Source organism: Micromonospora globosa, assembly GCF_000717585.1.
GTDB classification, from domain to species: Bacteria; Actinomycetota; Actinomycetes; order Mycobacteriales; family Micromonosporaceae; genus Micromonospora; species Micromonospora aurantiaca.
The window spans coordinates 76,639-89,167 of the sequence record NZ_JNZR01000018.1 but is presented as its reverse complement, the minus strand read 5'-3'; the positions used below and the strand labels follow the sequence as shown (position 1 = coordinate 89,167).

General features: G+C 73.6%; 12 protein-coding genes. 5 read left to right on the top strand and 7 right to left on the bottom strand.

Features of this window, described 5'->3' with window-relative positions; genetic code table 11:
- Positions 1 to 151: 151 nt before the first annotated feature.
- Complete coding sequence (locus IF06_RS0117760; protein WP_030272292.1) at positions 152 to 1,348, bottom strand: ROK family transcriptional regulator; 1,197 nt, start codon at positions 1,346 to 1,348, stop codon at positions 152 to 154.
- 47 nt (positions 1,349 to 1,395) lie between these two features.
- Positions 1,396 to 3,768, bottom strand: a complete 2,373-nt coding sequence (locus tag IF06_RS0117755; protein WP_030272290.1) for a TIM-barrel domain-containing protein — start codon at positions 3,766 to 3,768, stop codon at positions 1,396 to 1,398.
- Positions 3,769 to 3,883: 115 nt separating this feature from the next.
- Between IF06_RS0117755 and IF06_RS0117750 the strand changes: the two genes are divergently transcribed.
- Positions 3,884 to 5,884 carry a beta-galactosidase gene (locus IF06_RS0117750; protein WP_030272288.1) on the top strand — a complete coding sequence of 667 codons (2,001 nt, stop codon included), beginning with the start codon at positions 3,884 to 3,886 and terminating at the stop codon, positions 5,882 to 5,884.
- Between the two features lie 49 nt (positions 5,885 to 5,933).
- Here the strand turns inward: IF06_RS0117750 and IF06_RS0117745 are convergent, their stop codons facing one another.
- A complete protein-coding gene (locus IF06_RS0117745) occupies positions 5,934 to 6,584 on the bottom strand; it encodes a LysE family translocator (RefSeq protein WP_013286303.1) in 651 nt (216 codons plus the stop codon).
- 128 nt (positions 6,585 to 6,712) lie between these two features.
- Here IF06_RS0117745 and IF06_RS0117740 point away from each other — a divergent pair, with 128 nt between their 5' ends.
- Positions 6,713 to 7,249 (top strand): GNAT family N-acetyltransferase, encoded by a 537-nt coding sequence (locus tag IF06_RS0117740; RefSeq protein ID WP_013286304.1) that lies wholly within the window; start codon positions 6,713 to 6,715, stop codon positions 7,247 to 7,249.
- Between the two features lie 19 nt (positions 7,250 to 7,268).
- Here the strand turns inward: IF06_RS0117740 and IF06_RS0117735 are convergent, their stop codons facing one another.
- Positions 7,269 to 7,655, bottom strand: a complete 387-nt coding sequence (locus IF06_RS0117735) for a YkvA family protein (protein WP_013286305.1) — start codon at positions 7,653 to 7,655, stop codon at positions 7,269 to 7,271.
- Between the two features lie 129 nt (positions 7,656 to 7,784).
- Here IF06_RS0117735 and IF06_RS0117730 point away from each other — a divergent pair, with 129 nt between their 5' ends.
- Positions 7,785 to 8,255 carry a DUF1992 domain-containing protein gene (locus IF06_RS0117730; RefSeq protein WP_013286306.1) on the top strand — a complete coding sequence of 157 codons (471 nt, stop codon included), beginning with the start codon at positions 7,785 to 7,787 and terminating at the stop codon, positions 8,253 to 8,255.
- 6 nt (positions 8,256 to 8,261) lie between these two features.
- On the opposite strand, the gene IF06_RS0117725 is transcribed toward IF06_RS0117730, so the two are convergent.
- On the bottom strand, positions 8,262 to 8,828 hold the full coding sequence (locus IF06_RS0117725; RefSeq protein ID WP_030272285.1) for a maleylpyruvate isomerase N-terminal domain-containing protein: 567 nt from the start codon (positions 8,826 to 8,828) through the stop codon (positions 8,262 to 8,264).
- Positions 8,825 to 9,601, bottom strand: coding sequence for a class I SAM-dependent methyltransferase (locus IF06_RS0117720; protein ID WP_030272283.1), 777 nt, complete (start codon positions 9,599 to 9,601; stop codon positions 8,825 to 8,827). The genes IF06_RS0117725 and IF06_RS0117720 overlap by 4 nt, the downstream gene beginning before the upstream one ends.
- Before the next feature lie 234 nt (positions 9,602 to 9,835).
- Here IF06_RS0117720 and IF06_RS0117715 point away from each other — a divergent pair, with 234 nt between their 5' ends.
- The gene (locus tag IF06_RS0117715) at positions 9,836 to 10,795 is read left to right on the top strand and encodes a TerC family protein (protein WP_030272281.1); all 960 of its coding nucleotides are present in this window, start codon (positions 9,836 to 9,838) and stop codon (positions 10,793 to 10,795) included.
- Positions 10,796 to 10,850: 55 nt separating this feature from the next.
- Positions 10,851 to 11,708: an MBL fold metallo-hydrolase gene (locus tag IF06_RS0117710; protein ID WP_030272279.1), complete on the top strand. Its 858-nt coding sequence runs from the start codon at positions 10,851 to 10,853 to the stop codon at positions 11,706 to 11,708.
- 32 nt (positions 11,709 to 11,740) lie between these two features.
- Here the strand turns inward: IF06_RS0117710 and IF06_RS0117705 are convergent, their stop codons facing one another.
- Positions 11,741 to 12,463, bottom strand: a complete 723-nt coding sequence (locus IF06_RS0117705) for a hypothetical protein (RefSeq protein ID WP_232236704.1) — start codon at positions 12,461 to 12,463, stop codon at positions 11,741 to 11,743.
- Positions 12,464 to 12,529: the final 66 nt, after the last annotated feature.

Here is a 12,529-nt window from a genome sequence, read left to right as displayed (position 1 = left end):
AAAAGGGGTGGTGGTGGGGGTCGGCGGTGTCGGCCCGGAGCGGTGGTGAAGCGCTTCGACAACCGCCGAAAAACACGCCGCTTCGGGGTTGCCCGGTCCCGGAACGCGGCGCTACCGAGGTTGACACCTTCCGGCGGGTGCGGTCAAGGGGTCATCCGGCGGGCAGGCGTCCCGCCTCCACTGTGGCCATTGCGGCGGTGGCCCCGCCCAGCGCGCCGGCTGCGGACCCGAGCGTGCTGGCCTCCAGCCGCACGCCGGGTGGGACCGGTGTGCGGGCGGCGAGTTCGGCGTGGGCGGCCGGCAGCAGCCACGGCGCGAGCGCCGCCAGGTGACCGCCGACCACCACCGCCTCCGGGTCGAGTAGCCCGGACAGCACCGACACGGCCTGCCCGAGCAGCCGGCCCATCTCGGTGAGCCCGGTCCGTACCGGCTCGTCCCCGGCGCGGGCCAGGGCCTGGATCCGTTCGATCTCCGGCAGGTGGTCGGTGACCGGCCCGGCGTCTGGTAGCAGCCGGCGGATCACCGCGTCCACGCCGAGCAGCGCGGTGAGGCAGCCGCGCCGCCCGCAGTCGCAGGCCGGGCCGTCAGCGGCCAGCGGCAGGTGCCCGACGTCCCCGGCGAAGCCCCGGCCGCCGCGCAGCAGCCGGCCGCCGCTGATCAGGCCCGCGCCGATCGCCGGGCCGCCGGTGAGGTGCACCAGATCGGTGGTGGCGGCGTACGGGCCGTGCCGCCGCTCGGCCAGCACGGCGAGGTTGGCCTCGGTGTCGACGGCGACGGGGAAACCCGGGTCGCGTAGCGCGCGGCGCACCGACGCCGCAAGCGGCACGCCGCGCCAGCCCAGCGCCGGGGCGGCCGGCACGTCGCCGTCGGGATCCACCAGCCCTGGTACGGCAACGGTCAGGCCGAGCACGGTGCGGTCGGCGCCGATCCGGGTGACGGCGCGCCGGACCAGCGCGGCGAGCGCCTTCACCGTCTCCTCGGGACCGGCGGTGGCGGCGGGGAACGCCCGTCGCCAGGTGAGCACCGGGTCGCCGCCCGGTCCGGCGGCGACCGCCACCAGTTCGTCCGCGCCGACGCGCAGGCCGAGCCCGACGTAGCGGGAGCCGTCGAGCACGAGCATGGTGGCCGGGCGGCCCACCCGGTTCTCGGTCAGCCCGGTCTCCCGCAGCAGGCCGTGCTCGATCAGCTCGGCGACCAGGCTGGAGACGGTGGCCTTGTTCAGCCCGGTGTGCGCGGCCACGTCGGCCCGGGAGCAGGGGGCATGCCGGCGGACGTGCCGGAGCACGGCGGCCCGGTTGGTCACCCGCACGTCGCCGAGGTCGGCCGTCGGCCGGTCGATGCTGATCACGTACTGCCCGCCTCCTGCGCCCGGCCCGAGTTCGGCTACAGCTTAAACTAAATGGGCGAGATTCCGGCCGGCCGGTCTCCGCCGCCGAACCACGGCGCGAACGGCGTCACCGGGACCGGCTCGCCGTCGAGCACCACCCGGCGCGGCGGATCCTCACCGACCACGCTGACCCGCCGTACGTCCAGCGGCCCGTCCACGCGTACACGCAGCGTGTCCCCGTCGCGCACGGCGGTGATCGTGGTGTCGCCGTCGGGGTCGTGCACCACGCTCACGCCGTCCACGCCGTCCACGCCGCCCCAGGCCACCAGCGCGACGTCCCGGAACGCGCCGGTCCCGACCGTCGCCGCGGGCGCCACCGTGGGGATCAGCGCGCCGTGCCGCACGTACAGCGGCAGCCGATCGAGCGGCACGCTCACCCGCAGGTGCCGGCCGCCGGGGTGCCGCTGCCCCGTGTACGCGTCGAGCCAGTCGTCGCCCGCCGGCAGGTAGACGGCACGCTCGCCCGACGGGTCGAGCACCGGCGCCACCAGCAGGTCGGGGCCGAGGCGGTACTGGAGGTCGGCGGTCCAGGCGGCCGGGTCGTCCGGGGTGTCGACGAGCAGCGCCCGCAGCATCGGGCCGCCGGTGCGGGCGCTCGCCACCGCCGCCGACCAGAGGTACGGCAGCAGCCGGTAGCGCAGCCGCAGCGCGTCCACCGCGTGCCGTTCCGCCTCGGGCGGGAACTCCCACGGCAGGCGGCTGGTGGTGCCGTGCAGCCGTACCAGCGGGGAGAGCGCGCCGAACTGGGTCCAGCGCACGTACAGGTCCGGTTCGGGGGTGCCGTGGAAACCGCCGGTGTCGTGGCTCCAGAACGGCACGCCCGACAGCCCGTGGGACAGGCCGCCACGCAGCGTGCTGGCCATGCCGGGCCAGGTGGCGTTGACGTCGCCGCTCCACTGGGCGCTGTGCCGCTGCCCGCCCAGGTACGACGAACGCGCCCACACCGTGCGGTGCCCTGCGACCTCCTCGGTGACGTCGGCGACGGCGTCGTTGAACAGCAGCGCGTACACGTTGTGCAGTTCCACGCCGGTCATGCCGTTGTGCGCCACCGCGTCGGCCGGTACGCCCTCGGCGAAGTCGGTCTTGAACGCCGCGACGCCCTGCGCCAGCAGCGGCCGCAGCAGGCCCTGGAACCAGCGCACCGCCGCGGGGTTCGTGAGGTCCACGATGGCGCACTCCGGGTAGCTGCCGTGCCAGGTGTCGGCGACGTACGTGCCGCCGTCGGGGCGGCGCAGGAAGTACCCGGCGGCCTCGGCCTCGGCGTAGAGCGGGCTGCCGGTCATCAGGTACGGGTTCATCCACAGGCACACCCGGAAGCCCTGCTCGGTGAGGTCCTTGAGCATGCCGTCCGGGTCGGGGAAGGCGTCGGCGTCCCAGCGCAGGTCCGACCAGTGCCCGGCGACCTGCCAGTAGCAGTCGAGGTGCAGCACGTCGCAGGGGATGTCCCGCTCGCGGATGCGCCGGGCCCGTTCCAGCACGCGCTGCTGGCTGTCCGGGAAGAAGCCCGACGAGATCCAGGCGCCGAACGCCCATCTCGGCGGCAGGTACGGCCGCCCGGTCAGCGTGTCGAGCCGGTCGAGCACCCGCTCCGGGGTGGGCCCGGCCAGCACGTAGTAGTCGAGCAGGTCGTCCGGGACGAGGATCTGCACGCTGCTGTGGGTGCTCGCGCACACGTCGAACTGCACCGGCAGTCCGCTGTCGACGAGGACGCCGTAGCCGCGGTCGGACAGGTAGAACGGCACGTTCTTGTGCGAGCGGTCGGACTCGCCGCCGAACGCGTCGAAGTTCCACATCAGCGGTCGCTGGCCGCGCTTGTCCAGCGGCGTGAACTTCTCGCCGAAGCCGACGAACCGTTCGTCGCCGGGTGCGACGAAGCTCTCGTGCCAGGCCACCGGCTCACCGTCGACTGTGGAGCGGCCGAGCGGCAGCGTGCGGCGGCGACCGCTGATGTCCCGGGTGCCGCCGTCGGCGGCTAGCAGCAGCCGACCGTCGGGGGTGAGGAAGCGCAACCCCCACGGGTCCAGGCGCACCTCGGCGACCACGCCACCGGCACCCACCCGGACGCGCCCGTCGGTGACAGTCACCGTGGCCGGGTGCGGCTGCGGGTGGACCAGCGTCAGTGCCCGTGCGGACCGGCTGCGGACCGAGAGGTCGTCGGCGAGGCGTACCCGGATGATCCCGTCCCCGGCGGCCTCGACGCGCGCGGCGAGCGTGCGGCCGGACGCGCAGGTCGCGGTGAGCGTGACCCCGTGCGCGTCGGTCGCGGCGACCTCGGCCCGCAGCACGTCGTCGGCGCCCTCCTCGCCGGGGGCGCGGACCGGCAGGTCGGGCGGGTCGGCCACGAACGTCTCGTACGGGACCAGCGGCGGGCGGTACGGCATGGGCGTCTCCTCGCGGCGTCCACGGGCGGTCCCGCCAGTTTCTTTGGAAGCCCAACTAACTGTCAATGATCGACGGCATTGACTTTCCGTCTCACCTGTTCCTATTTTGGCCGGGATGCCAACTAAAGCGCTGTGGGACGACGGCCGGCTCTGCTACGGCGGCGACTGGAACCCGGAGCAGTGGCCGCCCGACGTGTGGCGCGAGGACGTCGCCCTGATGCGCGCCGCCGGGGTCAACCTCGTCACCGTCGGCGTGTTCGCCTGGTCCCGGCTGGAACCCGAACCCGGCCGCTACACACTCGACTGGCTCGACGACGTGCTGGACCTGCTGCACTCGGCCGGCATCCGGGCCGCCCTGGCCACCCCCACCGCGTCGCCGCCACCCTGGTTCTCGCTGCGCCACCCGGACGCCCTGCCGCTCACCGCCGACGGCGTTCGCCTGCACCACGGCAGCCGGGACACCTACTGCGCCGCCGCGCCCGCGTACCGGGACGCCGCCCGCGGCATCGCCGAGGTGCTCGCCGCCCGCTACGCACACCACCCGGCGCTCGCGCTATGGCACGTGCACAACGAGTACGGCACCACCTGCCACTGCCCGCAGGCCGAGACGGCGTTCCGCCACTGGCTCACCACCCGGTACGGCGACCTCGACGCGCTGAACGACGCCTGGGTCACCAGCTTCTGGAGCCAGCACTACTCCGACTGGGCGCAGGTCGGCACGCCCCGCGCCACCCAGTACCTCGCCAACCCCGGTCAGCTGCTCGACTTCCGCCGTTTCTGGTCCGACACGTTGCTGTCCGCGTACACCGAGCAACGGGACCTGCTGCGCGCGGCGAACCCGGCGGTGCCTGTCACCACCAACTACGTGCTCGGCGACTGGGTGCCGGTCGACCACGCCCGCTGGGCGCGCGAGGTCGACCTGGTCGCGATCGACCACTACCCGTCCGCCACCGACCTGGGCGCGGAGGAGCAGACCGCGTTCGCCGCCGACCTGGCCCGCGGCTGGGCCCGCCACGGCGCCGGACGGCCGGTGCCGTGGCTGCTGATGGAGAGCGCACCCAACCAGATCCACACCGCCGGGCGCATGCACACCAAGGAACCCGGCCGGATGATCCGGCACAGCCTCGCCCACATCGCGCGCGGCTCCGCCGGGGTGATGTTCTTCCAGTGGCGCGCACCGGCCGGCGGCGCGGAACGCTTCCACTCCGCCGTCGTCTCGCACGCCGGGCCGGACACCCGCGTGTTCCGCGAGGCCGCCGACCTGGGCGCCGCGCTGGGCCGGCTCGCCGGGGCCGCGCCGGGCCGCGTCCAGGCGGCGGTGGCCATCGCGTACGACGCGGCGAGCGGCTGGGCGCTGCGGCACCCGGGAATGCCCCGCGACGGACTCGACCACCCCGGCGAGGCGGCCGCCGTGCACCGGGCGCTGTGGCACGCGGGCGTCACCGCCGACGTGGTGCCGCCCGGCGCCCCGCTCGACGGCGCCCGGCTGCTCGTGCTCCCCGCCCTCTATCTGGCCTCGGACGCCACAGTCGACTGGGTACGCCGGCACGTCCACGACGGCGGGCACCTGCTGGTGACCTGGCTCAGCGGCGTCGCCGACGAGCACGCCCGGGTACGCCTCGGCGGCTACCCGGGCGCGTACCGGGATCTGCTCGGCGTGCGGGTGGAGGAGTTCCACCCCCTCGCCGACGACGAACACGTGCCGCTGACCGGCGGCGGGACCGGCCGGATCTGGTCGGAGACGGTGCACCCGGCCGGCGCGGAGACGGTCAGCGCGTACGCCGGGGGAGTGCCGGCGGGCCGTCCCGCGATCACCCGGAACCGGGTCGGCGACGCGTACGCCTGGTACGTCTCCACCCGCCCCGACGACGACACGTACCGCGGTCTGCTCGCGGAGGCGGCCCGGCTCGCCGGTGTGGCCCCGGCCTGCCCCGGCGCGCCCGCGGGTGTGGAGGCGGTACGCCGCCACGACGGCCTGCTCTACCTGCTCAACCACACCGACCGGCCGCAGCGGGTGCCGGCTGCCGGGTTCGAACTGCTCACCGGCGCGGCTGTCGACGGCGAGTTGACGGTGGCGCCGGGCGGCGTGGCGGTGGTGCGCGAGAAGACCCCGTGACGCGGCTCTGGCGGCGGGACGTCCTCGGGCGCTGAGGTGCGTACCCGGGTCAGGGGGTGGCGACGGCGGCGCGGGAGCGGTCGGCGGCGATCCGCACCGCGAGCGCCGCCAGCACCGTGCCCATCACCCACCGCTGCACGCGCGCCCAGCCCGGCCGTCGGGTCAGGAACGCCGACACCGAACCGGCGCTCAGCACGATGAGCGCGTTCACGGTCAGCGCCACGACGATCTGGGTCAGGCCGAGCAGCAGACTCTGCACCGCCACGTGCCCGCGCGCCGGGTCGACGAACTGCGGCAGCAGCGACACGTACAGGATGGCGATCTTCGGGTTGAGCAGGTTGGTGACCAGGCCCATGGTGAACAGGCGCCGGGGCCGGTCCGGCGGCAGCGGCGCCGGGGTGAACGCCGACGCGCCACCGGGGCGCAGCGTCCGCCAGGCCAGCCACAGCAGGTACGCCGCGCCGGCCAGCTTCACCGCCGTGTACAGCGGCGGGACCAGCACGAACACGGTGGCGATACCGGCCACTGCGGCGGCCAGGTAGACCAGGAAGCCGACGGCCACGCCGAGCAGCGACACCAGCCCGGCCCGCCGCCCCTGGGTCACCGACCGGGACACCAGGTAGACCATGTTCGGCCCGGGCGTGAGCACCAGACCGAGCGCCACAAGGGCGATTCCCAGCACCGCGCCGACAGTGACCACGTCGCCTCCCCGTTGCCGACCGTGAACCGGACCCTACGCCGGTTGCCGCCGTCCGCGGGTGCCCGTGGGGCGCTGGTGGGGTGTTGCGCGGGTCACGTGATCGGGTCGAGGGCGGTGATACTTGCCGCATGTCGATCGTGCTGTCCGCGCCGGCCACCCCGACCGCACCCGCCCTGCTGCTGCGCCCGTGGCGCGACGGCGACGCCGGCGCGCTGATCGAGGCGTACCGGGATCCGGTGCTGCGCGCCTGGACCAGGCATCCGGTGACCGGTCCGGCGCAGGCGCAGGTGTTCCTGCGTCGCAGCCACCAGGGCTGGGCCGCAGGGCACCGGTTCATGTTCGCGGTGCTGGAGGAGGACCGGGTGGCGGCCTGCGTGGTGCTCAAGGATGTCCGCCCGGGACGCCCGTCCGCCGAGATCGGCTACTGGACGGCGGCGCCGGCACGCGGGCGGGGCGTCGCGCCACGGGCGGTGGAGGCGGTCACCGCGTGGGCGTTCGCCCGGTTCGCCGCCACCGGCCTGACCCGCCTGGAGCTGCTGCACCAGGTCGACAACCCGGCCTCCTGCCGGGTGGCGGAGAAGAGCGGGTACGTCTTCGCCGAGGTGCTGCCGGCCCGCCCGCCGTTCCCCCGGGACGGCCACCGGCACGTCCGCCACCTGCCCTGACACCGGCCCGCCGCTGCTCTCACGGGCCGAGCAGGCGCAGCAGCAGCCGCGGCTCGCCCGGCCACGCGTCGAGCAGCACCTGCCGGGGCACCTGCCGGGCGGCGTAGCGCAACGCGAGCGCCACCACCACGATGTCGTCCAGCGGGCCGATCACCGGCAGGAACTCCGGGATCAGGTCGATCGGGCTGGCCACCCAGATTCCGGCGACCACGATCGCGACGCGGGCACGGCGGGGCACCCGCGGATCGCGGCGAAGCCGTCGTACCGCTGTCACGCAGTCGGGCACGAACGCGGCCAGATCGCGCAGGATCCCCGGCGGCAGGCGCCGGGCCAGCAGTACCAGGACCGCCCAGCTCACAATCAGGCAGGCCGCCGCCACCGCGAGCCCGATGAGCCAGTCGCGCACGCCGTCACCCCTTTCCCCGGGGGCACGCTACGCCGCAGTCCTGCCCGGCGCCCGGGAACAGCCCGGCCCCGCGCGACGCTGACCCTTGTCGGACGGCGGCGGATACCGTGGGTACGGGAGGTGACGGCGGTGACGACAGACTGGGAGGCCGCGGTCGAGGCGCAGATCCGCTCGGCCCAGGAGCGCGGCGAGTTCGACAACCTGCCGGGCGCCGGCAAGCCCATCCCGGGGCGCGACATGCCCTACGACGAGGGCTGGTGGATCCGCAGCTTCATGGAGCGCGAGCAGATCCCGTCCGACCTGCTGCTGCCCACCCCGCTCCAGTTGCGCCGCCGCATCGAACAGCTCCCGGCCGAGCTGCGCGACCTGCCCACCGAGGAGGCCGTCCGGTCGTACGTGGCGGCGCTCAACACCGAGGTGGTGGCCTGGCTGCGTACCCCGACCGGGCCACGCGTGGTGGTCCGCCCGGTGAACGTCGACGAGGCGGTGCGCCGCTGGCGCGCCGATCGGGAACGCGCCGCGCCGGGCGTCACGGCACCGGAGCCGCAGCGTGCCGCCTCGGCCCGCCCGCGCCGTCGCTGGCGCTGGTGGCGTCGCTGAGAGCGCTCAGGGAAGCGCCGCCTGCCAGGTCCACGCGGTACGCCGCGGCCGGTCGCCGAGCGGCGCGCGGCCGGTCAGCCACAGCAGCACCGGCGCCGGGTCGCCGTCCGGCGTGTCGGGGAACAGCCGGCGCACCACGCGGGCACACGATTCGGCAGGTGGCGACCAGTCCAGGCCGAGCCCTCGGGTCAGGTCGCGCGTGTGCAGCAGGATCTCGGCCACGCCCATCGCGGCGAACCCGCCCGGATCGCAGGGGCCGAAGTGCCACGCCCGGTCGTCCGGGCTCGCCGCGTCGATGGTGGCGGCGAGCATCCCGGCCGCGGCCGCCACGACAGTGAGCACCTCGGCGGGCGCGGCGTCGGCGCGTACCCGCAGGTCGAACGGGAGGTAGCCCCCGTCGGGCCGGCCGGACACCTGACCGGCGTACGCGGCCAGGTCATGCGCGACGTGCGCGGCGGTGGTCCAGCAGGACCAGTCCAGGTCCCCGGCGCGGACCGTCCAGTCGCGGTCGGCGGCGGGCCGTAGCACGGCGGTCATCGCGGCGGCGGCGGACCGGACATCCGCGCCGTTCACCTGCGCCGCACCCGCAGTACGCAGGTGAGCATCGGGAGCGTGAACTCCCCGTCGGCCGTCTCCGGCCGGCTCGCCAGGTAGGCGCGGATGCGGTCGAGTGCCTCCGTGCGTTCCCGTTCCGGCATGACCAGCATCCCGGCCCGGGTGGCGAGCGTCGCCACGAGCGAGTCGGCGGTACGGCGCTGCCCGTGCGGGAACTCCGCCTGCTCGGGCGAGCCGAACCGGGCCTCGCCCGACTTCGGCAGGTGCATGGTCGCCGTCGCGGCGCGCCAGCTCGCGGGCGTGTCCCGGGGGCCGATGGCCTCGCTTCCGCTGACCGCCGCGAGCCCCGCGACCCAGTCGACCCGGTCGTCCACGACGTTCCACAGTCCGGCCAGGACTCCGCCGGGCGCGAGGACCCGGGCGATCTCCGGCCCGGCCACTGCCATGTCGAACCAGTGCATGGCGTTGCCGGCGACGACGACGTCGACGGAGGAGTCCGGCAGGGGGATCGCCTCGGCACTGCCCGCGAGCGCACGTACGTCCGGCAGCGTGCGGCGGAGTTCGGCGAGCATCGCCGGGTCCGGCTCCACGGCCGTGACGTCGTCGCTCACCTCGGCCAGGGTGGCGGTGAGCTTGCCGGTGCCCGCGCCGAGGTCGAGCACCCGTACGCCGGGTGCGGGTTCGAGGGCCCATCGCAGGGCGGCGTGCGCATAGTCCGGGCGGTGTTCGGCGTACGCGGTGGCCGCCGCGCCGAACGACGACGAGTGCCGGCGTCGTGCGTCTTCGTCCATCCGGTCACCCTATCGACGGCCGGCTCCCCCTTGACGCACGAACTGCGCTTCGTGAATAATCAATCGTAGTTCGAGGGGGAGTACCCGACGATCCACGCACCGCCGTCAGTACGGGCCCGGCCCATCCGGATCCCGGCGGTGCAGCCACCGCTACGGGTGGCCCGGGGAGACCTTCGTCCAGCAGCGCCGGAACACCTCGGGTGTGCCGGCCCCGGGCGAAAGGTCCCCTTCGTCATGTCCGTGTCCTGGTGGATCTGGGCCGTACTCATGCTGGCGATCGCGGCGATGCTCGCCGTCGATCTGTTCCTGCACCGCGACAACCACGTCATCGGCTTCCGTGAGGCAGCGGTCTGGTCCGGCATCTGGATCGCCGCCGGCCTGCTCTTCGGTGTCGTCCTCTGGGCCTGGCAGGGCGGTGACGTGGCCGGCACCTACTACGCCGGCTACCTGATCGAGAAGGCGCTGTCGATCGACAACGTCTTCGTCTTCGCGCTGATCTTCACCTACTTCGCCGTGCCGGCCGCGTTCCAGCACAAGGTGTTGTTCTGGGGTGTCATCGGCGCCCTGGTCTTCCGGCTGGTCTTCATCTTCGTCGGCGCCGAGTTGCTCGAGACGTTCTTCTGGACCGCGTACGTGTTCGGCGCGTTCCTCGTCTACACCGGATACAAGATGGCGTTCCGCCACGACGAGCAGACCCCGCCGGACCGCAACCCGGTCGTCCGGCTGGTCCGCAAGGTCATGCCGACCGACCCGGCCTATCACGGCGACAGGTTCTTCACCCGGGTCGACGGCAAGCGGGTGGCGACTCTGCTGTTCGTGGTCCTGATCGCGGTCGAGGCCACCGATCTGATCTTCGCCGTCGACAGTGTCGCCGCGATCCTGGCCATCACCACCAGCACGTTCATCGTCTGGACCGCCAACGCCTTCGCCATCCTCGGCCTGCGCAGCCTCTACTTCTGCCTCGCGGGGCTGCTGCGCCGCTTCGTGCACCTGCACTACGGCCTGGCCGTCCTGCTCGCCTTCGCGGGCGTCAAGTTGATCCTCTCGGAGACGCCGGTCGGCAAGCTGCCCATCCCGGTCACCCTCGGCGTGATCGTGGTGACGATCGCGGTGTCGATCGGGTGGAGCCTGCGCAGCACCCGGGGCGCCGGGGCGCTCGACGGCGCCGACTCCCCGGCGAGTTCGGCGCGCTGATCCTCCGCCTCCGCGGTACCGCCGCTGGAGCCCATGGGCGCACTACCATCTGCGCATGGGCTCCAGCGGGGCGTCTGTCGAAGCCGTCTTCTTCGGCACCACGACCGTCTACCTGTCCGACGGGACGTCCGGCATCCTGATCGACGGCTTCCTGAGCAGGCCCTCACTGCTCCGCGTCGCACTGGGCCGCGTCGCCCCCGACCTCGGGCGGATCACCCGCGCTCTCTCCCGAGCCGGCGTCACCCTTCTCGACGCCCTCTTCGTCTCCCACTCCCACTACGACCACGCCATGGATGCCCCCGAGGTCGTCAAGCATCTCGGGGGACGGCTGTTCGGCTCCGAGTCGACTCTCAACATGGGACGCGGCGCGGGTCTCGCCGAGGAGTCGATGACGTGCATCGCGGACGGCGACGAGCACAGGATCGGCGCGTTCACCGTGCGCGTGCTCGCCGGCGTCCACAGCCCGGACAACAGGTTTCCGGGCATGATCGAGGAGCCGCTGGTCCCGCCGGTACGGGCGAGCAGTTACCGCGACGGCGGGTGCTTGTCCTTCCTCATCACCCACCCCGGCGGCTCGCTGCTGATCCATCCGAGTGCCAACTTCGTGCCGGGCAAGTTCGACGGACTCGACGTCGACGTCCTCTACCTCGCGATCGGTGCCCTGGGGGTTCAGCCGCAGCGGTTCCAGAGCGACTACTGGCGGCACGTGGTGGAAGCGACGCGGCCCGGCCTCATCGTGCCGATCCACTGGGACAACTTCTTCGTGTCGCTGGACCGCAGGCTGCGCCCGCTGCCGGCGATCTTCGACAGGTTCGCCGTGACGAAGGCGTTCCTCGACCGCAAGAGTGAGGAGACCCGGATCCCCGTGCGGTTCCCCGAGCCCTTCGAGGTGATCAGGCCGTTCGCGAGGTAGGGCGCGCGGCCGTTGAGTTCACCGGCGGGGCGTCAGCGGAACCGGTCGACCGTGACGGGAACCATCCCCTGCCGGCGCACCTGCGTCGTCAGACCGTGCAGCAGCACACCGGCCGCCTCGTCGCGTTCCCCGAGAAGGTCGCAGGTCACGTCCAGTGCCCAGGCGGCACCTGCGGCGACCCGGCGCAGATCCCAGCGGAAGGCGTCGCCGGAGACCTGACGGCGTACCGCGCCCAGGATGCGCGTCTCGGGATCCGCCGGGTCGCCGGTGATCGGCATCTGCCAGGCCTCGCTGAGTGCCGCGAGACCGTCCGGGCTCAACTCGCCGGCGAACAGGATCCGGTAGACGCGCGTCTCGCGGAACCCTGGCCGGGGCCCGGAGTCGTTCAACCGCAAGGGGGACGGCGGCGGAGCCGGAGGGGTGCCGAAGCACTCCCGCAGCGCGCCTTCGTCCGGCAGATCCTCACCGCAGAGGTCCCGATAGAGCGCCGCCGCCGCGGGCCGACCGACGGGCGTCACCCGCTTGCGCAACGCGGCGTCCACGCGTAGGCGCTGGCTGGTGGCCGACGCCTCGTGCCAGCGGCCCTCGGAACGAGTCCAGCCACCGCTCACCAGCCCGGCGGAGGAGTGGTCCGCCGCGAGCAGGAACTCCTCGACCAACAGCCCTTCCGGCACGCCGACACCGTCGTACACCACGTAGTAGTGCAGCGCGGGAGGCAAGCCGGCCATCTGTCGCGCGAGGGAAGTCTTCGTCACACGTGGATTGTCGAGCAGTGCGGGAGCTGCCACCGTCCGGCTCGCCGAGGGCTTCACCGACGCTAA